The organism is Kitasatospora sp. NPDC018619 (assembly GCF_044391605.1).
Classification (GTDB): Bacteria; Actinomycetota; Actinomycetes; order Streptomycetales; family Streptomycetaceae; genus Kitasatospora.
This window is the reverse complement of sequence record NZ_JBISAI010000023.1, coordinates 100,088-119,226: the sequence shown is the minus strand read 5'-3', so window position 1 is coordinate 119,226 and position 19,139 is coordinate 100,088. Positions and strand designations below refer to the sequence as shown.

Annotated in this window: 16 protein-coding genes; 10 read left to right on the top strand and 6 right to left on the bottom strand. The window is 75.4% G+C overall.

The features are described 5' to 3' along the window. Nucleotides 1–186: 186 nt before the first annotated feature. Nucleotides 187–621, bottom strand: a complete 435-nt coding sequence (locus tag ACH5AR_RS29265) for a MarR family winged helix-turn-helix transcriptional regulator (RefSeq protein WP_396304531.1) — start codon at nucleotides 619–621, stop codon at nucleotides 187–189. A 123-nt stretch (nucleotides 622–744) separates the two neighbouring features. On the opposite strand from ACH5AR_RS29265, the gene ACH5AR_RS29260 reads away from it, so the two are divergent. Further along, nucleotides 745–1,194 carry a VOC family protein gene (locus ACH5AR_RS29260; RefSeq protein WP_396304530.1) on the top strand — a complete coding sequence of 150 codons (450 nt, stop codon included), beginning with the start codon at nucleotides 745–747 and terminating at the stop codon, nucleotides 1,192–1,194. 281 nt (nucleotides 1,195–1,475) lie between these two features. Next, nucleotides 1,476–2,345, top strand: coding sequence for an MHYT domain-containing protein (locus ACH5AR_RS29255; RefSeq protein ID WP_396304529.1), 870 nt, complete (start codon nucleotides 1,476–1,478; stop codon nucleotides 2,343–2,345). An 85-nt stretch (nucleotides 2,346–2,430) separates the two neighbouring features. Here ACH5AR_RS29255 and ACH5AR_RS29250 read toward each other — a convergent pair whose 3' ends face one another. Further along, the gene (locus ACH5AR_RS29250) at nucleotides 2,431–4,161 is read right to left on the bottom strand and encodes a hydrogenase maturation protein (RefSeq protein ID WP_396304528.1); all 1,731 of its coding nucleotides are present in this window, start codon (nucleotides 4,159–4,161) and stop codon (nucleotides 2,431–2,433) included. Nucleotides 4,162–4,353: 192 nt separating this feature from the next. After that, nucleotides 4,354–5,277 carry a DUF4231 domain-containing protein gene (locus ACH5AR_RS29245; RefSeq protein ID WP_396304527.1) on the bottom strand — a complete coding sequence of 308 codons (924 nt, stop codon included), beginning with the start codon at nucleotides 5,275–5,277 and terminating at the stop codon, nucleotides 4,354–4,356. 132 nt (nucleotides 5,278–5,409) lie between these two features. Between ACH5AR_RS29245 and ACH5AR_RS29240 the strand changes: the two genes are divergently transcribed. Further along, on the top strand, nucleotides 5,410–5,859 hold the full coding sequence (locus ACH5AR_RS29240; RefSeq protein WP_396304526.1) for a VOC family protein: 450 nt from the start codon (nucleotides 5,410–5,412) through the stop codon (nucleotides 5,857–5,859). A 69-nt stretch (nucleotides 5,860–5,928) separates the two neighbouring features. On the opposite strand, the gene ACH5AR_RS29235 is transcribed toward ACH5AR_RS29240, so the two are convergent. Then, nucleotides 5,929–7,389: an NCS2 family permease gene (locus ACH5AR_RS29235; protein WP_396304525.1), complete on the bottom strand. Its 1,461-nt coding sequence runs from the start codon at nucleotides 7,387–7,389 to the stop codon at nucleotides 5,929–5,931. A 175-nt stretch (nucleotides 7,390–7,564) separates the two neighbouring features. Between ACH5AR_RS29235 and ACH5AR_RS29230 the strand changes: the two genes are divergently transcribed. Genes ACH5AR_RS29230 through ACH5AR_RS29220 form a run of 3 tightly spaced genes read left to right on the top strand, consistent with a single transcriptional unit; the run spans nucleotide 7,565 to nucleotide 10,681 of the window. After that, on the top strand, nucleotides 7,565–7,882 hold the full coding sequence (locus tag ACH5AR_RS29230; protein ID WP_396304524.1) for a DUF2530 domain-containing protein: 318 nt from the start codon (nucleotides 7,565–7,567) through the stop codon (nucleotides 7,880–7,882). Between the two features lie 52 nt (nucleotides 7,883–7,934). Further along, entirely contained in the window at nucleotides 7,935–10,394 is a 2,460-nt protein-coding gene (locus tag ACH5AR_RS29225) for an HAD-IC family P-type ATPase (RefSeq protein ID WP_396304523.1), read from the top strand. Nucleotides 10,395–10,429: 35 nt separating this feature from the next. Next, nucleotides 10,430–10,681 carry a hypothetical protein gene (locus ACH5AR_RS29220; RefSeq protein ID WP_396304522.1) on the top strand — a complete coding sequence of 84 codons (252 nt, stop codon included), beginning with the start codon at nucleotides 10,430–10,432 and terminating at the stop codon, nucleotides 10,679–10,681. Here the strand turns inward: ACH5AR_RS29220 and ACH5AR_RS29215 are convergent. After that, nucleotides 10,645–13,941: a sacsin N-terminal ATP-binding-like domain-containing protein gene (locus ACH5AR_RS29215; RefSeq protein ID WP_396304521.1), complete on the bottom strand. Its 3,297-nt coding sequence runs from the start codon at nucleotides 13,939–13,941 to the stop codon at nucleotides 10,645–10,647. The genes ACH5AR_RS29220 and ACH5AR_RS29215 overlap by 37 nt on opposite strands. Before the next feature lie 192 nt (nucleotides 13,942–14,133). Beyond that, nucleotides 14,134–15,015 (bottom strand): DUF3027 domain-containing protein, encoded by an 882-nt coding sequence (locus tag ACH5AR_RS29210; RefSeq protein WP_396304536.1) that lies wholly within the window; start codon nucleotides 15,013–15,015, stop codon nucleotides 14,134–14,136. Between the two features lie 501 nt (nucleotides 15,016–15,516). On the opposite strand from ACH5AR_RS29210, the gene ACH5AR_RS29205 reads away from it, so the two are divergent. The 4 genes from ACH5AR_RS29205 to ACH5AR_RS29190 all read left to right on the top strand — a co-directional run bounded on the left by ACH5AR_RS29205 (nucleotide 15,517) and on the right by ACH5AR_RS29190 (nucleotide 19,139). Beyond that, nucleotides 15,517–16,914, top strand: a complete 1,398-nt coding sequence (locus tag ACH5AR_RS29205; RefSeq protein ID WP_396304535.1) for an MFS transporter — start codon at nucleotides 15,517–15,519, stop codon at nucleotides 16,912–16,914. Nucleotides 16,915–16,986: 72 nt separating this feature from the next. Next, nucleotides 16,987–17,517: a hypothetical protein gene (locus tag ACH5AR_RS29200; RefSeq protein WP_396304520.1), complete on the top strand. Its 531-nt coding sequence runs from the start codon at nucleotides 16,987–16,989 to the stop codon at nucleotides 17,515–17,517. Between the two features lie 10 nt (nucleotides 17,518–17,527). Next, a complete protein-coding gene (locus ACH5AR_RS29195) occupies nucleotides 17,528–18,295 on the top strand; it encodes a futalosine hydrolase (protein WP_396304519.1) in 768 nt (255 codons plus the stop codon). Next, nucleotides 18,288–19,139 (top strand): 1,4-dihydroxy-6-naphthoate synthase, encoded by an 852-nt coding sequence (locus ACH5AR_RS29190; protein WP_396304518.1) that lies wholly within the window; start codon nucleotides 18,288–18,290, stop codon nucleotides 19,137–19,139. Before ACH5AR_RS29195 ends, ACH5AR_RS29190 begins: the two co-directional genes overlap by 8 nt.

Below are 19,139 nucleotides of genomic sequence, written 5' to 3'. Positions count from 1 at the left end.
GGGGGGGGGTGGTGGGTGGGTGGGGGGGGTGGGGGGGGGGGGGGGGGGGGGCGGGGGGTGTCCGGGTGGTCCCCCCTGGGGGCGCGCGGGCCTGGGGGGGGGCCGCCCCGCTCCTGGTGTCTGTGGTCGGTCCTGCGGTGATGCGGTGCTCCTTCGTCTCCCGGCGGCCTGCCGGGGTGGGTGTGCCTAGAGGTGTGCGAGCTTGTAGAGCACGGGCGCGGCCTGCCTGAGGACGGCCCACTCCTCCTCGTCGAGCCCCTGGGCGAGCTCGGCGAGCCAGACGTTCCGGCGCCGGCGACTCTCCGCGAGGATCGTCTCGGCCTGCTCGGTGCTGCTGACGACCACCTGGCGGCGGTCCTCCGGGTGCGGCTCGCGCCGCACCAGCCCCTTCTCCTCCAGCATCGCGACGATCCTGGTCATCGAAGGAGGCTGCACGTGCTCCTTCCGGGCGAGCTCACCCGGCGTCGCCTTCCCGCACCGGGCGAGGGTGCCCAGCACTCCCATCTCGGTGGGACTCAGCGACTCCTCCACCCGCTGGTGTTTGAGTCGTCGGGAGAGGCGCATCGTGGACGATCGCAGCTGACTGATCGCTGCGAGGTCCTGCTCGGACATCTCGGGCATCTCTTTAGCTTACGTCATTACTTACGCTAAGGAAAATGGGATCCGCCGCCGCGCCGAGGGGTCGCGCCGGTGCCATATTGGGTCTTGGGCCCCGCTCCCCACTCCCAGAAGGGCCGACCCGCCATGTCCGACGTCGCCACCGAGCAGTCCCGGCAGTCCGAGCGGCCCGAACGGCCGCAGCCGTCCGAGCGGTCCGCGCCCGGCGACACCGGCTTCGCCCGCCTCGCCATGGTCACCATCGACTGCGCCGACCCGGTCGCGCTGGCCTCGTTCTACGGCGAGCTGCTGGGCTGGGAGACCAGGCACGCGGACGAGCACTTCGCGATCCTGGACAACCCGGAGGGCGGCAGCCCGCTCGGCTTCGGCCGGGTGTCGGACTACCGGCCGGAGCCGTGGACGGAGCCGGACGGCAGCAAGCACTTCCACCTCGACTTCTACGTCGACGACCTGGACGAGGCCACCGCCAGGGCCCTCGCGCTCGGCGCCACCGAGCCCGCCTACCAGCACGGCCGCACGCTGCGGGTGCTGATCGACCCGGCCGGCCACCCGTTCGGGCTAGCCCCGTTGGAGTAAGCACCAAGGCCCCCGGGCTGATGCGCAGGCGGTGTCAGGGGTTGGTGCCGGGATCATGCAGGCGGCGTAAAGGCCCATCCTGACCTGGGACTTCACCAAAAACACGAACGTTGTGCGACGGGGGACAAGTGGTTAACCTCCCCACTTGTCAGGGGCACCACACGCCAGGCCCGCCCGTGCGGGACCGCGATCCCGCTCCGGTGCCCGTCGCCCACGCGCCTCCCCGGCCGACCGCGCCCGCCCGTGTCCCGGTGCCCTCAACCCTCCTCCAGGGAGCTCCATTGGGTGAGATCCACCATGCCGACCACGGCTGGGTGACACCGGCGGTCTCGTACTTCGTCGCCTGCCTCGGTGCCTTCGTCGCCCTGCGCAGCGCCCGCTGGGCCCTCGTCTCGAAGGGCCGCACCCGGGCCGTCTGGCTGCTGTTCGCCTCGACCTCGCTCGGGGCCGGAATCTGGTCCATGCACTTCATCGCGATGCTCGGCTTCTCCGTGACCGGCCTGGAGATCAGCTACCGGCCCGGACTGACCGTGCTCAGCCTGGCGGTGGCCGTCGCCGTGGTCGGCGTCGGGCTCTTCACCGTCGGGTACTGGCGCCGGCGCGTCCCGGCCCTGCTGGTCGGCGGGCTGACCACCGGCCTCGGGGTCGCCGCGATGCACTACCTGGGCATGGCCGCGATGGTCCTGCCCGGCCGGCTCGGCTACGACCGGCCCACCGTGGCGGCCTCGGTGGCGATCGCCGTGGTCGCGGCCACCGCCGCGCTCTGGGCCGCTTTGAACATCCGGGGCACCCTCGCCGTCCTGGCGGCGGCGCCGGTGATGGGCGTGGCGGTCTGCGCGATGCACTACACCGGCATGGCGGCGCTCTCCGTGCACCCGGACTTCTCGCGCTCCACCGAGGACGGCGTGATGGCGCTCCAGTTCGTCTTCCCGCTCGGGGTCGGCCTCGGCTGCTACGTCTTCTTCGGCTCGCTGGCCTTCGCCGTCTCCCCGAGCCGGCCCGACTCCCGGCCCCTGCTGGCCGGTCCGGCCGCCCCGCTGCCCCCGCGCGCCCCCGAGGCTCCCGCGTGGGCGGCGCGCACCCCGGGCGGCCCCGACGGCCCGCCGGCCCCGCCCCGGCGGCGGCCGGTGGGCGGATCGGCCCGGCGCTGACGCCGGGCGCGGGAGCGGGAGCGGAGCCAAGAACGGGCGTCCGGCCGGGCCCCCCACCCCGGCCGGGCGCCACCCGCCCCCGCCGCTACGGCGTCTGCCGCGGCTCCCCGGGCCGCCCGAGCAGCCCCGCCACGTGCTCCGGCGTGGCCACCGGGCAGACCTTGTGCACGAAGTCCCGCCGCAGCGCGTGGTACGGCTCGCCCGCCCGGTAGAAGTTGGCGTGCATCCGGCGCAGCTCCTCCGCCCGGTAGGCGGCCAGCGGCTTGGCCTCCTCGTCGGCCGCGCGGCGGCGCTTCTTCTCCACCAGCCGCCCGGTGAGCTCCGGCGAGGCGGCGATCCGGGCCGCCTCGCGCGCCACCCAGCGCCGGAACCCGGCCGCGTCCCCGCCGACCGTGCGGTCCACCAGGCCGATCCGGCGGGCGTGGTCGGCCCCGACCGGCAGCGCCTCGGTGGTCAGCCGCTCGGCCTGCTCGGCCCCGACCCGGCGCGGCAGGGTGTAGGTCCAGTACTCGGAGCCGTACAGGCCCATCAGCCGGTAGTGCGGGTTGAGCACCGCCGACTCCCGGCACCACACCTCGTCGGCGGCGAGCGCCGCCATCAGCCCGCCCGCCGCCGCGTTCCCGGCCAGGGCCGCCACCGTCACCTTGTCCGTCGTGGTCAGCACCGCCTCGACGAAGTCGTCCATCGCGTTGATGTTCTCCCAGGACTCCAGCGCCGGGAAGGCCGCGCCCTGGATGACGTTGAGCTGGATCCCGTTGGAGAAGAAGTCCCGGGGCGCCCCGAGCACCAGCACCGAGGTCGGCCGCTCGGCCGCCTCCCGGTAGGCGGCCAGCAGCCGGCGGCACTGCTCGGTGCTCACCGCCCCGCCCGCGTGGGCGAACTCGAGGAAGCCGACGTCGCCCTGCTCGTGGTAGCGCAGCTCCGACCAGGTGTCCCGGCGGGCCGCCTGCTCCGGGCTCACCGGCACCTCGCGGACCCGGTACAGCTCGTCGGCGAGCACCGTGGCGGCCGGCAGCTTGAAGGTGGCCGGCCCGCCGGGGGTGCGGCGCGGGCGCAGCTGGGGTATCCACACCGCGCCGTCCACGGTGGCCCGGCAGATCGCGCCGTCCCGGGTGGCCAGCACGGCGCCGGGCACCGGGCCGCGCAGCTCGTCCTCGGGGTGGCCGCCGTGCAGGAAGAACTCCCGTCCGTACAGCTCGTCCAGGACGCCGGGCTGGGAGTCGGCGGCGCGCAGCTTGCGCAGCACGGTGGCGGTGTCGTCCCGCTCCCAGTCGATCCGGCGGGCCTCCTGGCGCAGGAGGGGCCGCGGGACGCCCTGCACGTCCGGCCGGGAGTAGTCCAGCGGCTCGGGGGTGAACGCCCCGTCCTCGTACCGCTGGACGGCCAGCAGGACGGCCTCCACGGCGGCGTCGGCGAGCTCGCCGCGGTACAGCTCGCTCTTGCCGCAGGCCGGGACGGGGAACCCGACGGACGCCCAGATGTCGCCGGCGTCCATCTCCTCGACGGCCTGGAGGACGGTGACGCCCCAGCGCTCCGCGCCCTCGGTGATCGCCCAGTCGAGCGAGGAGGGGCCGCGGTCGCCCTTGGGCCCGGGGTGCACGATCAGGACGGTCCGGGTGGACCAGATGTCCTGCGGGACGGCTTTGGTGAGCATCGGACAGATGATCAGCTCGGGGTCGGTGCGGGCCACCGCCGCCCTCATCTGTTCGTCTCCGAGGGCGAGTTGGACCGCGACCCGGTGGCCGCGCTCGCGCAGCCCGGTGTGGACGCGCTGGGTCAGACTGTTGAACGCGCTGGCGATCAGGAGAATGCGCAAGGAGGGCCTCCGGCGGGAACTGGGGTCGCGCGCAGGCGATGCAACCAGGGCATGGACACGTAATGATTACGGCCCGTGCATCGGCGCCCTACTCTCACGCTCCCCGCACACCCGTGCCCCGCGTTTCGCCGGATCTCCCCAAGTCCCCGCCGCCGTCGAGTACCCTCCCGCCCCCGGTGCGCGCCCGGGCCCTCAGCGCGGGAAGGCCCGGCGGGCCCGCCAGGTGGTGTGCTCCCGGGAGACGGCGTCCTCCGCGTCGGCCGCCAGCCGGGCCCAGCGCGTCTCGGCGTCCGGCGCCCTGGGGTCGAGGTCGGACAGCTGGTTGCCGACGTTCTCCAGCTCGCGGGCGGCCAGCTGGTACGCGGAGGCCAGCGGGCCCAGCTGCTTGAGCTGCGTCCAGGCGATGATCGCCGCGGCCGCGGCCGAGGTCGCGCCGAAGAGGTGCACCGGCAGCGCGCCGGTGGCCTGGGCGACGGCCGCCGCGGCGCCGACGATGATCAGCGCCGCGACCCCGAGCCCCCAGGAGACCGCCTGCGAGTCGCAGGCCTCCGCCCGGGACCGGTACCAGGTGCGCTGGCCCTCCACCCGGGTGCGCAGGTACAGGGTGCGCCGGGCGGTCAGGCTCCCGGCGCGCTGCCGGCGCATCTCCGGGGTGATCTCGGCGGCACTGCCGGGCGGCACGATCTCCGGGTCCTCGAAGGCCCGCAGCACGTCCTCCATCTGGAGCAGGTAGCCGCGGTCGACGTCCGCGGACTCGGCCTCGCCGTCGAACGGCCGGGCCCGCACGGTGTACTTCCAGGCCAGCGTCTTGACCGACTCGGCCGCCGCCCTGGCCTGGTACCAGCGGCCCTGCGGGTTGCCGCGGCGCAGCCGGGACCAGAAGTAGCCGGCCACCAGGAAGGCGGCGACCGAGAACAGCGGCCACACGTCGAAGCGGTCCCTGTCCTCCGGGCCCGGGAACGACCCGATCACGGCGGCGACCACCAGCATCGCGATCAGCCCGCGGTGCCAGCGCAGCGTCTCGCGCTGGCCGTCCAGCGCGGCCTTGTCCGTCGTCCAGAACAGCTCCGGCAGCAGCTGCGCCTCGACGCCCCCCGGCGGATCCTGTTGCACCATCGGTCGAGTCCCCTCCCCCTTCTCCGTCCAGCCAGTATTCCCACCGTCAACTCGCCTACACGAGTGCATTCTTGACAACTTCCGACGGAACGGCGTTGCCCGCTGTCACCGGTAACCGGTAGAAACGGTTACATGCCGCTGCACTGGAAGCTCGTCATCGACTGCACCGACCCGCACCGCCAGGCCGCCTTCTGGGCCGCCGCCCTGGAGTACGCGCTGGAGGACCACGGCGCGCTGGTCACCCGGCTGCTCGCCGCCGGGGCGGTCGGCCCGGAGGCCGTCACCGAGGTGGACGGCCGCCCGGCCTGGCGCACCTTGGCCGCCGTGCGCCACCCCGAGGACCCGTACGACCCTGCCTCGGACACCGGCCTCGGCCGCCGCGTCCTGTTCCAGGCCGTCCCCGAGCCCCGGCAGGGCAAGAACCGGCTGCACCTCGACGTCCACCCGGGCCCGGGCCTGCGCGAGTCCACCGTCGCCCGCCTGGAAGCCCTCGGCGCCACCACCCTCCGGCGCGTCGACGAGCCCGGCGGCAGCTGGACCGTCATGGCAGACCCGGAGGGCAACGAGTTCTGCGTCCACTGAGCCGCCCCGGGAACGCCGCGGCCCCGCCCTCCCGAGCGGGAGGGCGGGGCCGGGTGCGGCCGTACCGCGTCAGAGCAGGCCGAAGGCCGGCATCAGGTAGTAGAAGGCGAACACCGCCGCCACCGCGTACATCGGGACGGGGACCTCGCGGCCGCGGCCGGCGGCCGCCCGCAGCACGCAGAAGGCGATGAAGCCCATGCCGATGCCGTTGGTGATGCTGTAGGTGAACGGCATCATCACGATGGTCAGGAAGGCCGGGATCGCGATCGTGTAGTCGGCCCAGTCGATCTCCTTGATCGAGTTGGCCAGGATCAGGAAGCCGACGGTGATCAGGGCCGGGGTGGCGGCCTGGGCCGGGACCATGGTGGCGAGCGGGGTGAGGAAGAGCGCCACCACGAAGAGCAGCCCGGTGACGATCGAGGCGAAGCCGGTCCGGGCGCCCTCGCCGACGCCGGCCGTGGACTCGACGAAGCAGGTGTTGGCGGAGGCCGAGGTGGCGCCGCCCGCCGCGGTGGCGATGCCGTCGACCATCAGGACCTTGTTGATGCCGGGCAGGTCGCCCTTCCCGTCCAGCAGGTGGGCCTCGTCGGCCACGCCGAGGATGGTGCCCATCGCGTCGAAGAAGCACGACATCAGCACGGTGAAGACGAACAGCAGGCCGGTCAGCACGCCGACCTTCTCGAAGCCGCCGAACAGGCTGACCTTGCCGACCAGCCCGAAGTCCGGCGCCGAGACCGGGTTGCCCGGCCAGGACGGGACGGTGAGGCCCCACTTGAGCGCCGGGACGTCCGCCACCTTGTCGATGACCGCGGCCAGCGCGGTGGAGGCCGCGATGCTGATCAGGATGGCGCCGGGCACCTTGCGGATCAGCAGGACCAGGGTGAGCACCAGGCCGACCACGAAGATCAGCACCGGGAAGCCGAGCAGGTGCCCGTTGCCGCCGAGCTGGAGCGGGACGGTGGTGTGGGCGACGTCCGGGATGCGGCTGACGAAGCCGGAGTCGACCAGGCCGACCAGGCTGATGAACAGGCCGATACCGATCGCGATGGCCTTGCGCAGGCCGAGCGGGACGGCGTTCATGACCCGCTCGCGCAGCCCGGTGGCGACCAGCAGCATGATCGCGAAACCGGCCAGCACGACCATGCCCATGGCGTCCGGCCAGGTCATCTTGGGGGCGAGCTGGAGCGCCACGATCGTGTTGACGCCGAGGCCGGCCGCCAGGCCGATCGGGACGTTGCCGATGACGCCCATCAGCAGGGTGGTGAGACCCGCGGTGAGGGCGGTGGCGGTGACCAGCTGCCCGCTGTCCAGGTGGGCCCCGGTGATGTCGGTGCCGCTGGCCAGGATGATCGGGTTCAGCACCAGGATGTACGCCATGGTGAAGAAGGTGGCGACACCGCCGCGGATCTCGCGCGGCAGGGTGGAGCCTCGCTCGCTGATCCGGAAGAAGCGGTCGACGGCGCTCGTGGGGGGCTTCGGCGCGGCGTCGGCGGGTTCGGGCGACTCGGTGGTCGGCTGGACCACAGGCATGCGTGCGTCCTCTGTGGGGGAGCTGAGGAGAGGGGGGTGACGCCCGGGGCGACGGTGGCCGGGCGCGGAGCCCTCAGTATGGTTTCCGGATCGCACACGCGCTATCTTCGCGCGTAGAGCGCACACTGCGTGACGGCGCCCGCGAAGCCGCCCCCGGGCACCGTACGCTAGGCCCATGCCCAAGACGCCACTGCACCCCTCGCCCCCTCCGCTGGAGGCCAACGACGTCGCCATCGTCGGCGGCGGCACGGCGCTGTGGTTCGTCGCCTTCCTCGCCCTGCTGCCCTTCCAGGGCACCCTCTCGGCGCACGGCCACGGCACCTGGCCGTGGATCTGCCTCTCCGGCGGCCTGCTCGGCCTGCTCGGCCTCTGGTACTGCCGTGCCCGCCGGGACGCGATCGCCCGCAGCCGCGCCGCCGAGGCGGCCGACGGGCCCGCCGCCGAACGGACACCCCTGGACGACGGTCAGAATCCGGCCACCCAGTCGGGCTGAATAGTCCTTTAGTAGCACGCACCGGACATAAGGCGCCCGTAGAGTCGGTGCCATGACGCAGCCTGACCAGCCCGCGGAAGAGCAGCCGGCCGCCGCAGACCGCCCGGACGGAGCCCACCCACTCGGCCTGCTGCCCGGCCGGCGCGGCGGCCTGACCGCCGCCGAGGTGGCCGACCGGGTCGCGAAGGGCCAGGTCAACGACGTCCCGGTACGGTCCAGCCGGTCCACCCGGGAGATCGTCCGGGCCAACGTCTTCACCCGCTTCAACGCGATCATCGGCGTGATGTTCGGGATCATCCTGATCGTCGGCCCGATCCAGGACGGTCTGTTCGGCCTGGTCATCGTGGCCAACACGGCGATCGGCATCATCCAGGAGCTGCGCGCCAAGAAGACTTTGGACAGCCTGGCCCTGATCGGCGAGGCCCGCCCCCAGGTCCGCCGGGACGGCGCCGCCCGGCAGGTCGGGGCCTCCGAGATCGTCCTCGACGACACCGTGCTGCTCGGCATCGGCGACAAGGTGATCGTCGACGGCGAGGTCACCGAGGCCGACGGCCTGGAGATCGACGAGTCGCTGCTCACCGGCGAACCCGACCCGGTCCTCAAGCAGCCCGGCGACCACGTGATGTCCGGCAGCTTCGTGGTGGCCGGCGCCGGCGCGTTCACCGCCACCAAGGTCGGCCGGGAGGCCTACGCGGCCCGGCTCGCCGAGGAGGCCAGCAAGTTCACCCTGGTCAAGTCGGAGCTGCGCACCGGCATCGACAGCATCCTGCGGATCATCACCTACCTGCTGGTCCCCACCGCCCTCGGTCTGATCATCAGCCAGCTGGCCGTCGAGGGCCGGGACTGGCAGGAGGCCGTCCGGCGCATGGTGGCCGGCATCGTGCCGATGGTCCCCGAGGGCCTGGTGCTGCTGACCTCGGTCGCCTTCGCGATCGGCGTGGTCCGGCTCGGCCGCAAGCAGTGCCTGGTCCAGGAGCTCCCGGCGATCGAGGGCCTGGCCCGGGTGGACACCGTCTGCCTCGACAAGACCGGCACCCTCACCGAGGGCGGCATGGACGTGATCGACCTGCGGGTGCTCTCGAACGGGGAGCCCGCCGCCGTCGACCGGGACACCGTCCAGCACGCGCTGGCCGTGATGGCCGGCGCCGACTCCCGCCCCAACCCGTCCATGCAGGCCGTCATCGACGCGTACGGGCGCGGCGACGACGGTGACCGCTCCGGCCACGACGGCTGGCGGGTGATCGAGGCGATGCCCTTCTCCTCCGCCCGCAAGTGGAGCGGCGTGCAGCTGCTGGAGCCGCAGGGCGGCGAGGCCAGCTGGCTGCTCGGCGCGCCCGACGTGCTGCTGCCCACCGGGCACCCGGCCCTGGCCGAGGTGGACGAGCTGGGCTCCCAGGGCCTGCGGGTGCTGCTGCTGGGCCGCACCCCCGCCCCGCTGGACTCCCCCGACCCGGCGGACGGCCTCACCCCGCTCGCCCTCGTGGTGCTCCAGCAGCGGCTGCGCTCGGACGCCGCCGAGACCCTGCGCTACTTCGAGGGCCAGCAGGTCCGGGCCAAGGTCATCTCCGGCGACGCGGCGGTCTCGGTCGGCGCGGTGGCCGCCCACCTGGGCCTGCCCGGCGCCGACCACCCGCTCGACGCCCGCACCCTGCCGAGCGACCCGCAGGAGCTCGCCGAGACCGCCGACCGGACCAGCGTCTTCGGCCGGGTCACCCCCCAGCAGAAGCGCCGGCTGGTCGGCGCACTGCAGTCCCGCGGCCACACCGTGGCGATGACCGGCGACGGCGTCAACGACGTGCTGGCGCTCAAGGACGCCGACATCGGCGTGGCGATGGGCACCGGCTCCGACGCCACCAAGGCGGTCGCCCAGATCGTGCTGCTGAACGACTCCTTCGCCACGCTGCCGTCGGTGGTGGCCGAGGGCCGCCGGGTGATCGGCAACATCGAGCGGGTCGCTTCGCTCTTCCTGGTGAAGACCGTCTACTCGGTCCTGCTGGCGCTGCTGGTGATCTTCACCCACTCGCCGTACCCGTTCCTGCCCCGGCACTCCACCGTGCTGTCCTCGCTGACCATCGGCATCCCGGCCTTCTTCCTCGCGCTCGCCCCCAACAACGAGCGCGCCCGCACCGGCTTCGTGAAGCGCGTGCTGCGGCTGGCCGTGCCCGGCGGCGCCATCGCCGGCACCGGCACCTTCGTCGCGTACTCGCTCGCCCGCGCCGACCACGCGACCGACCTCAAGGCCGACACCAGCGTGGCCACCCTGACGCTCTTCCTGATCGCCGTCTGGGTGCTCGCCATCGTCGCCCGCCCGTACAACTGGTGGCGGCTGCTGCTGATCGGCAGCATGGGCGGCGCCTTCGCGCTGGTCCTGCTGGTGCCCCCGCTGAAGACCTTCTTCGAGCTCTCCCTGGTCGGCTTCCGCGACCCGCTGACGGGCGTCGCCATCGCGCTGGTCTGCGGCATCGCCCTGGAGGTCGCGTGGCGCGTCATGAAGCGCCGCGGGACGGACTGACACGCCCTAGCATGACCCCCGAGAGGGGGTGCCGGATGGCACGCGGGAACGGGGACCTGGAGGCGTTCACCGCCTTCCTGGGCGGGCTGCTGGCGGCCGGGGCGGCCGCCCTGGCGATGGCGGGCGTCGGCCTGGCGGCCAGGCCGACGCCCCCGCTGAAGGCCGCGGCGCTGGTGACGCTCGGCGCGGTCTGGCTGACCGTCACCGTCACCCTCTACCGGCGCCTGCGGCTCCGGGCCGCCCGCACGGCTCAGCCCTCGAAGTCCCGGGCGGCCGAGAGCTCGTAGGCGCGGTCGGGCTCGCTGAGCGCGGCGAGCACCTCGAAGCGGCGGTGCCACTGCCCGACCGACCAGGCCAGCCCGGCGGCGAGGCCCTCCGGGGTGGCCGCGTGCAGCAGCCCGGGCACCGGCGGGACGTCGAACTCGTCGTCCTCGTCGGCGGCCTCGGCCAGCTCCGGTTCGTACGGCGGCTCCGGGGCGTCCGCGCCGGTGTCCCAGCGCCAGTCCACCGCCGCCTCGGCACCGTCCGGGCCGACGACCAGCAGCTCCTCGTGCTCCTCGTAGGCGACCGGGCAGCCGGGCAGCAGCTCCCGCACCACCGCGGGGACGCGGTGCAGCACGCCCTCGGAGAGCACCCGGCCGCCCGCCACCTCGCTGGCCAGCGACACGTGCAGCCGCTCGGCGAGGTCGGCGGCCAGGGCCGGGGCGACCGGCAGCAGCGGGTACGGGTGCAGCAGCTGGACCAGGTCGGGGGCGTCGGCGACGACCGCCTCGGTGGCGTCCACCACCACGGTGTGGGCCGGGCGGCGCCCGGTGGCCGGGTCCAGCGGCGGCAGCGCCCGCACCACGTCCAGCGGCTCGATCCGCTCGCGGTCCACCCGGGCCAGCGCGGTGTGGAGGCCGTGCAGCTGGCGGTGGCCCACCTCGGCGTCCGGGTCCGTCATCCGGTCCAGCACCTCGTCCGGCCCGTGCGGCTCGGCGAGCAGCGCGGCCAGCGTGGTGCGCACCCCGAGCGCGTGCAGGAACTGCTCGTCCAGGGTGGTGCGGGCCTCGTCGTACAGGCCGCGCAGCAGCGGGTCGGCCCCGGCGGCGCGCAGGCCGGCCGGCTCGCGGCCCCCCAGCACCGGGTGGTCGCGCAGCCACCAGGCGGTGTACGGCGGCAGGTCGGCGTACGAGCCGTCCGGCAGCAGGGTGCGCACCGGGGCGACCACGGCCTCCCGGTACGGCGGGCGGGCCAGCGCGGCGAGCGCCTGGGGCCAGGCGTCGTCGTCCACCAGGTCGAGGTCGCGCACGGCCAGCAGCTCGGCGGCCACCGGCGGGACGCCTACCGCCTCGTCGGCCTGGAGCGCCTCCAGCGCGTCCTCGGCCCACTCGGCCAGCCCGTCCGGCGCCTCGTCCAGCAGGCCGGTGGGGTGCCCGCCGGCCGCGCGGTCGGCCGGGGCGGTGGGGTCGAGCCGCTCCAGGTCGTCCGGGTCGAGCACCACGTCCTCGGCGCGGACCAGCACGAAGTCGGCCAGCACGCCGACGGCGGCGAGCACCTCGGGGCCCCAGCGCTCCAGCAGCTCGTCGTCCACCCAGCCGGCGTCCTCCTCGCGCGCGAGCGCGGCGAACGGGCTTCCGGGCAGCACGAGTTCGCCGGCCCGGGCGGGCTCGCCCTCGTCGTCGAGCAGCGCCAGCCGGGCCAGCCAGGGGTGGCTGCCCGGCTCGGCGGCGGCGGCCTTCACCAGGGCCAGGACGGCGTCGGCGAGTTCGAGCGCCGCGTCCGGGTCCTCCTCGGCCAGGTCGTAGGAGCGGGCGACGGCGGCCCGCACCTCGGGGGTGTCCAGCACCCCGGCCGGGGTGGCGGTGCCGGCCCCCAGCCTGGCCAGCAGCGGGTGAGCGGCCTCCGGGTGGGCCAGCCGCAGGTCGAGCGCGGCGAGCGCGTCGGCCAGCGAGCCGGGGTAGCCGGGGAAGGCCGCCCAGTCGGCGTCCTCGGAGGGCAGCAGGACGCGCCGCGGCCCGGTGACGGTCCGCCCGTCGGCGAGCGGGACGGGCAGCGCGCCGAGCGCCTCCGGGTCGGCCGCGCCGAGCGCCGCGTACAGGTTGCGCCACCAGGCGGGCTCGCGGTCCAGGCCGCCGAGCTGGTCCACCACCTCGGCCAGCGGCACCCGGCGCACGTCCAGCACCCGCAGCTCGGTGCGGCGCTCCAGGCCGGCCGGCAGCAGCCCGGGGAAGATCGGCGCGAGCGCCTCGACCACCGAGCCGTCCGCGCCCTCCAGCAGCGTCGCGTCGCGCGGCCGCAGCGCGGGCGTGCCCTCCTCGACGGGCGCCGGGTGCGGCAGGAACGGCGTGCCGGGCAGCCGGGAGAGCACCGCGGCGCGCAGCGCGTTGTCCAGCGCGCCCCGGCCGAGCGGGGCCGGGACGAGGCCGAGCGAGCCGAGGTCGGCGCCCCGGGCGCGCAGCAGCTCGGCGTAGCCGTCGGCGGCCCGCTCGGTGAGGAAGTCGGCCAGCGGCCCGGGGGCGACGTGCCGGCGGGTGGAGTCCAGCGGGTAGGAGGCGATCAGCAGGGCGGGCAGGCCGACCGGCTCGTCGCTGGGAGTGGGGGCGTGCAGCACGGCGGCGGTCGCGGGCCGCTGCGGGGCGCCGTCCGGGCCGACCGGGACGGCCCAGGTCACCGTCCAGTACGGGCGGGCGCGCTCCTCGGTGGGCCGGTCCGCCAGCAGTTCGGCGGCGAGCGTGCCGGAGGTGCCGACGGTCTGCCAGACCGTCCGGCGCGGCAGGCCGCCCGCGTCGTCGGTGACGGTGACCTCGGTGACGCCGTCCGGGCGCGGCTCGGCGGCGTCCCGGGTGAGCGTCCGCACGCCCTCCGGGGTCTCCACCACGACCTCGCGCAGGCCGGGCAGGGTGAGCAGCAGCGCGTCGTCGATCCCGGCCAGCAGGCGGCGGGTCAGGTCCTCGGCGGCGGCGTCCCGCAGCGGCAGCACGACCACCGTGTCGTAGCCCGCCGGGGCCGGGCCCTCGGCCGCGAACGGCAGCCGCAGCAGCGGCACGTGGCCGTCCCGGCGGCGCAGCTCGTCGGCCAGCCCGGGCTGGGCCCCGGCCAGCGCCCTGGCCTCGCCGAGCGACCAGCGCACCCCGCCGCCGGCGCTCAGCACGGCGGGCTCGTCGGTGACGGCGAGGACGGCGGCGAAGCCGACCCCGAACCGGCCCGCGGCGGGCACCTCACCGCGCTTGGAGGAGGCGCGCAGGGTGGACAGCGACTCGACGGCGGCCGCGTCCAGCGGGGCGCCGGTGTTGGCGGCGGCCAGCACGCCGTCGGCGAGGGTCAGCCGCAGCCGGCCGGGGCCGTGCCCGGCACGGACCGCGGCATCCGCCGCGTTCTGCGCCAACTCGACCACCAGGCGGTCCCGGTAGCCGCCGAGCGCCAGCTCCTCCTCCGCGTTGGCGTCCTCCCGGAACCGGGCCGGCGAGGCGGCCCAGGCGTCCAGCACCCGCCGGCGCAGCGCGGCGCTCCCGAAGGGGTCCGCGAGGTGCTCGTCCGTGCCGCTGCCGATGATCCGAGGTTCCACTGGACCTGCCGCCTTCCGCTGCCCTGTTCGTCGTAGGGCATTCTTCCCTGCCCCACCGACTGCTCCCGACCACCGGCCGCCGCCGGCGGCCCGGCCGGGGCCGGGAACACCGCGGCCCGCGCCGGTCGGTGACCGGTGCGGGCCGCGGTGGCGGTTCGTTCGGAAGGGGCCCCGGGGCCGGGGCGGCCGGGCTCAGGAGTGGCCGAGCTCCTCGGCCGGGGCGTCGGGCTCGACGGACCCGGAGGCCCGGTCGGGGTGCAGCGGCAGCGGCTCGACGACCAGCTCGTCCAGGATCAGCTCGGACGGCGCCGGCGGGGCCGGGATGACGGCCGCCTCGGAGTGCCCGCCGCAGCCGTACGCGAAGGAGACGATCTGGCCGTCGGCCGGGCCGAACTCGTTGCCGCACACGCCGAAGGCCTGGCCGAGCGAGCCGCCGATCGGGATCAGGAAGCCGCAGCTCGCGCACGAGGCCGGGGCGGCCTGCGCCATCGCGGTCTGCGGGCCGTGGGACTTCTCCCAGCGCTCGGCGGCCAGGTGCAGGCCGAGCCGGGAGAGCACCCGGCTGCGGCCGAGGCCCAGCTCCTCGGCGACGGCGTTGATCCGGGCGCGGGCCGGGGCGGGCTGGACGTGCGGGTCGGTGACGACCAGGTCCTCGTCGTCCGCCAGGGCGACGGCGGAGTTCGGCGCCGGCTCGTCCTCGCCGGTCCAGCCGGGCTCCAGCCGCAGGTCGTCGGCGCCGGTGGGCAGCAGGTCGCCCGGGCCCATGTCGCCGGGGCGCAGCCGGTCGCTCCACGGCACCCACTCGGGCGCGAGCACCGCGTCGGGGCCGGGCAGCAGCACGACCTCGTCCAGGGTGACGTTCTTGGCGCGCGGCGCGCGGGCGACGGTGACCGCCCAGTGCCAGCCGCGGTAGGCGGCGTCCAGGCACTCGAAGGTGTGGGTGACGACGCGGTCGGCGTCGGCCTGGACACCCAGGTGCGGCCCGACGGCCTCCGCGCCGACGGCCTCCTCGGCGGCCTGGCGGGCGAGTTCGACGGCCTCGGCACAGAGCCGGTCGGGGGTACGGCTTCGCATCGCAGCACTCACGGCGTCGATTCTCTCCCAGTTCTTCTGTCGCCCACGGCGTGTTGCCTGTTCCGTCGCGGCTCGGTGTCCCTCGTCCATTCTGCGCGACCGGAAGCCCGCTCGGGTACCGGCCGCGCCGCTCGACCGGCCTGCCGGCGCCCCGGCGCCCCGGCGGGTCGACCCTGGGCAGGCTACCCGCCGGTCGGTGCCCCGGCACAGTCCGGGGCGGAGACGACCGTTCCGGGGGCCGCGCCGAGCGGGGGCCGGTCCCGCGTCGGCCCGGCGATTCTGGGGCAGGATGGGCTTGTGGCGGACCACGACCCGTCGCAGCACGCACTGCGCGCCCCGCAGGCCGGCAGCCCCGACCAGGCGGACGCCGTGCCGCGACAGCAGCCTCAGGTCCCCGGCGCGGGCGAACCGCAGCCGGCGGACGGCCCCGGGGCGCCCGGCGCCCCGGTGGACCCGTCCGTCGCGGACGGGGCGGACACCGGGAACGGGGCGGACACCGGGATCGGCGAGAACGGCGAGGAGGCCCCCGAACCCCGCCGGAACCTCCTGCTCCGCACCGCCTCCGCGGCCGGCGCCCGCACCGGCAAGGTGGTGCACGGCACCGGCCGCCGGATCCGCCGGGCCACCGCCGCCGAGGGCGCGGGCGAGACCGGCCTCGCGAAGCTGATCGAGCTACACGCGCTGAACTCCTTCGGCGACATGCTGATCACCGTCGCGCTGGCGTCCACCATCTTCTTCTCGGTGCCCACCGGCGAGGCCCGCGGCCGGGTCGCGCTCTACCTGCTGATCACGATGGCCCCGTTCGCCCTGCTGGCCCCGGTGGTCGGCCCGCTGCTGGACCGCCTGCCGCACGGCCGCCGGGCCGCCATGGCGATGGCCATGCTGGCCCGGGCGGTGCTGGCCTGGACGATGGCCGGGGTGATCGTCGGCGGCGGCATCGCGCTCTACCCGGAGGCGCTCGGCGTGCTGGTCGCCTCCAAGGCGTACGGGGTGGTGCGCAGCGTGGTGGTGCCCCGGCTGCTGCCGAGCCGGCTGTCCCTGGTGAAGGCGAACTCCCGGGTCACCCTGGCCGGGCTGCTGGCCACCGGGGTGGCGGCCGGGGTCGGCGGCCTGCTGCACCTGATCGGGCCCGGCTGGCCGCTGCGCGGCGCCTTCCTGGTGTTCGTGATCGGCACCCTGATGGCCTTCCACCTGCCGCCCGCGGTGGACTCGGCCAAGGGCGAGCAGCGCGCCGTCCTGCACGCCGAGGTGCACGGCGAGGGGCCGCACCTGATCCCCCACCGGCCACCGCCGGTCAAGGCCTCGCTGCGCACCGTCGGCCCCTCGGTGATCCTGGCGCTGCGGGCGATGTCGGCGATGAAGTGGCTGGTCGGCTTCCTGGTGATGTTCCTGGCCTTCCTGCTGCGGGAGGAGCCGATCGGCGGGCTGCGGCCGACGGTGGCGCTGGGCGTGGTGGCGGTGGCGGCCGGCACGGGCAACGCGCTGGGCTCGGTGCTCGGCTCCTGGCTGCGCACCCGGGGGCCGGAGGCGACGGTCACCGCGATGCTGCTGCTGGCGACCTGCGTCACGGCGGCGGCCGCCCTCTGGTACGGCGTGGTGACGGTGGTCCTGGTCGCCGGGGTGTCCGGGATGGCCGCCTCGCTGGGCAAGCTGTCGCTGGACGCGCTGATCCAGCGCGACGTCCCGGAGGCGGTGCGGACCTCGGCGTTCGCCCGCTCGGAGACCCTGATGCAGCTGTCCTGGGTGGCCGGCGGCGCGGTCGGCATCCTGCTGCCGCTGAACGGGAAGCTGGGGCTGTCGATCGCCGCCGGGGTGGTCGGACTGGTGCTGCTGTGGACGCTGCGCTCGCTCGTCCGGGTGGGCCTGCGGCGCCGCCCGTCCGCCCCCCGGGTGGCCTGATCGGACGGGGCGGCAACACGCGGTACCGACCCCCGCGTCGCGTGATCGGCCCGGCCCGGTAGATTCTGACGCATGAGCCTCAATTCCCGTGCCATCGCCGCCCTCGGCGCCGTCGTCGTGGTCGGCGCCGCCACGGTGGGCACCTCCGTCGCCATCGCCGCCGACCAGACCGAGCACAGCTCCCACCGGGCCACCCTCACGGTCGGCAACTCCTCGATCACCGCGGACCCGCTGTGCTGGAACGGCGGCAGCCCGATCACCGAGGACCTCCAGCAGCAGTGCCAGGACAAGGCCACCGAGGCCCTCAAGAACGGCACCCTGCCCACGTCGGACGTGGTGGGCAGCGACCGGGTCGGTGTCGGGGTCTCCCCGAACGTGGCCGACACCGGCTGGTGGGCCTTCACCAACGGCGGCTCCAGCGGCCAGGGCGGGCGCTTCAGCCTGTTCTCGTACGCCAAGGGCCCGACCTGGTCGGGTGCCCAGCAGGCCAACAAGGTGCTGAACGCCAGCGGCAAGACCCTGGTCACCGTGGTCGAGGGCGACAAGAACTCGGACAACCCGATCGCCGTCTGGTACTTCCAGCTGAACACCCAGGACAGCTGACGGTCCCGCGATGACCGCGCACGCCGTCGCCGACGGCCGGGACGGGCGGCCGGGCCCCGCACGGGCCCGGCTGCTCGTCGTCGTCGCGGTGGCCGCCGAGGCCGAGGCGGTGCTGCGCGGCCTGCCCGGCGGGTCCGCCGCGCTGCCGCTGCCCGGCGCCACCCTGCACCGCGGTGCGGAGGTGCCGGTGGACGTGCTGGCCGCCGGGGTCGGCCCGGCCGCCGCCGCGGCCGCCGCCTCCGCCGCGCTCGCCGCCCACCCGTACGCGCTGGCCGTCTCGGCCGGGATCGGCGGCGGCTTCGCCCCGCACGCCCCGGTCGGCGCCACCGTGCTGGCCGACGCGATCGTGGCCGCGGACCTCGGCGCCGAGACCCCCGAGGGCTTCGCCGACGTCGCCGAGCTGGGCTTCGGCACCGTCCGGCACCTCCCGCCGCCCGCCGCCGTCGCACTCCTCGGGCCGGCCCTCGGCGCGGTCGTCGGCCCGGTGCTGACCGTCTCCACCGTGACCGGCAGCGCCGGACGGGCCGCCGAGCTGGCCGCCCGCCACCCGGGCGCCGCGGCCGAGGCGATGGAGGGCTTCGGCGTGGCCGAGGCCGCCGCCCGGTACGGCGTGCCGGCCCTCGAACTGCGCACCGTGTCCAACCCCGTGGGGCCGCGCGACCGGGCCGCCTGGCGGATCGGCGAAGCACTGGCCGCCCTGGAGCGGGCCTTCGCCGCCCTGCCCGTCCACGAACTGGCCGCCACCCCCTACCCGATCGAGGAGGCCGGCCGTGGCTGAACGGCTGAGCGTCGCGTACTCGCCCTGCCCGAACGACACCTTCGTCTTCCACGCCTGGGCGCACGGCCTGGTGCCCGGGGCGGACGCCCCCGAGGTGACCTTCGCCGACATCGACGTCACCAACGGGCAGGCCGAGCGCGGCGAGCTGGACGTGCTGAAGATCAGCTACGGCGCGCTGCCCTGGGTCCTGGAGGAGTACGCCCTGCTGCCCTGCGGCGGCGCGCTGGGCCGCGGCTGCGGCCCGCTGGTGCTCACCCTGCCGGGCGTCGCCTCCCCCGCCGACCTGGCCGGGAAGACCGTCGCGGTGCCCTCCGAGCGCTCCACCGCCTACCTGCTGTTCCGGCTCTGGGCGGCGAAGGCGGTGCCGGGCGGCTTCGGCGAGATCGTCGTCCTGCCGTTCCACGAGATCATGCCCGCCGTCCGGGACGGCCGGGTGGACGCCGGCCTGGTGATCCACGAGGCCCGCTTCACGTACCGGCAGTACGGCCTGCACAGCCTGGCCGACATGGGCGAGGCCTGGGAGCGGGAGACCGGCCTGCCGATCCCGCTGGGCGCGATCGTCGCCCGGCGCTCGCTCGGCGCCGAGCGGCTGCGGGCCGTCGCCGACGCGATCCGCTCCTCCGTCCGGCAGGCCTGGGCGGACCCTGCGGCGAGCCGCGGGTACGTGCTGGCGCACGCCCAGGAGATGGACCTGGACGTGGCCGAGCAGCACATCGGGCTGTACGTCACCGAGTTCACCGAGGACCTCGGCGAGGAGGGCTACGCGGCCGTCCGCGCGCTGCTCACCCGGGCCGCCGCGGAGGGGCTGGTGCCCCCGCTCGACCCGGGTGCGCTCGCGTTCTAG

Excerpts from the sequence above, each read along its gene's own strand:
- ACH5AR_RS29230 (WP_396304524.1), top strand. The coding sequence starts at position 7,565 with ATGCCCAAGACGCCACTGCACCCCTCGCCCCCTCCGCTGGAGGCCAAC.
- ACH5AR_RS29240 (WP_396304526.1), top strand. The coding sequence starts at position 5,410 with ATGCCGCTGCACTGGAAGCTCGTCATCGACTGCACCGACCCGCACCGC.
- ACH5AR_RS29195 (WP_396304519.1), top strand. The coding sequence starts at position 17,528 with ATGACCGCGCACGCCGTCGCCGACGGCCGGGACGGGCGGCCGGGCCCC.
- ACH5AR_RS29235 (WP_396304525.1), bottom strand. The coding sequence starts at position 7,389 with ATGCCTGTGGTCCAGCCGACCACCGAGTCGCCCGAACCCGCCGACGCC.
- ACH5AR_RS29200 (WP_396304520.1), top strand. The coding sequence starts at position 16,987 with ATGAGCCTCAATTCCCGTGCCATCGCCGCCCTCGGCGCCGTCGTCGTG.
- ACH5AR_RS29220 (WP_396304522.1), top strand. The coding sequence starts at position 10,430 with ATGGCACGCGGGAACGGGGACCTGGAGGCGTTCACCGCCTTCCTGGGC.
- ACH5AR_RS29265 (WP_396304531.1), bottom strand. The coding sequence starts at position 621 with ATGCCCGAGATGTCCGAGCAGGACCTCGCAGCGATCAGTCAGCTGCGA.
- ACH5AR_RS29245 (WP_396304527.1), bottom strand. The coding sequence starts at position 5,277 with ATGGTGCAACAGGATCCGCCGGGGGGCGTCGAGGCGCAGCTGCTGCCG.
- ACH5AR_RS29225 (WP_396304523.1), top strand. The coding sequence starts at position 7,935 with ATGACGCAGCCTGACCAGCCCGCGGAAGAGCAGCCGGCCGCCGCAGAC.
- ACH5AR_RS29210 (WP_396304536.1), bottom strand. The coding sequence starts at position 15,015 with ATGCGAAGCCGTACCCCCGACCGGCTCTGTGCCGAGGCCGTCGAACTC.
- ACH5AR_RS29260 (WP_396304530.1), top strand. The coding sequence starts at position 745 with ATGTCCGACGTCGCCACCGAGCAGTCCCGGCAGTCCGAGCGGCCCGAA.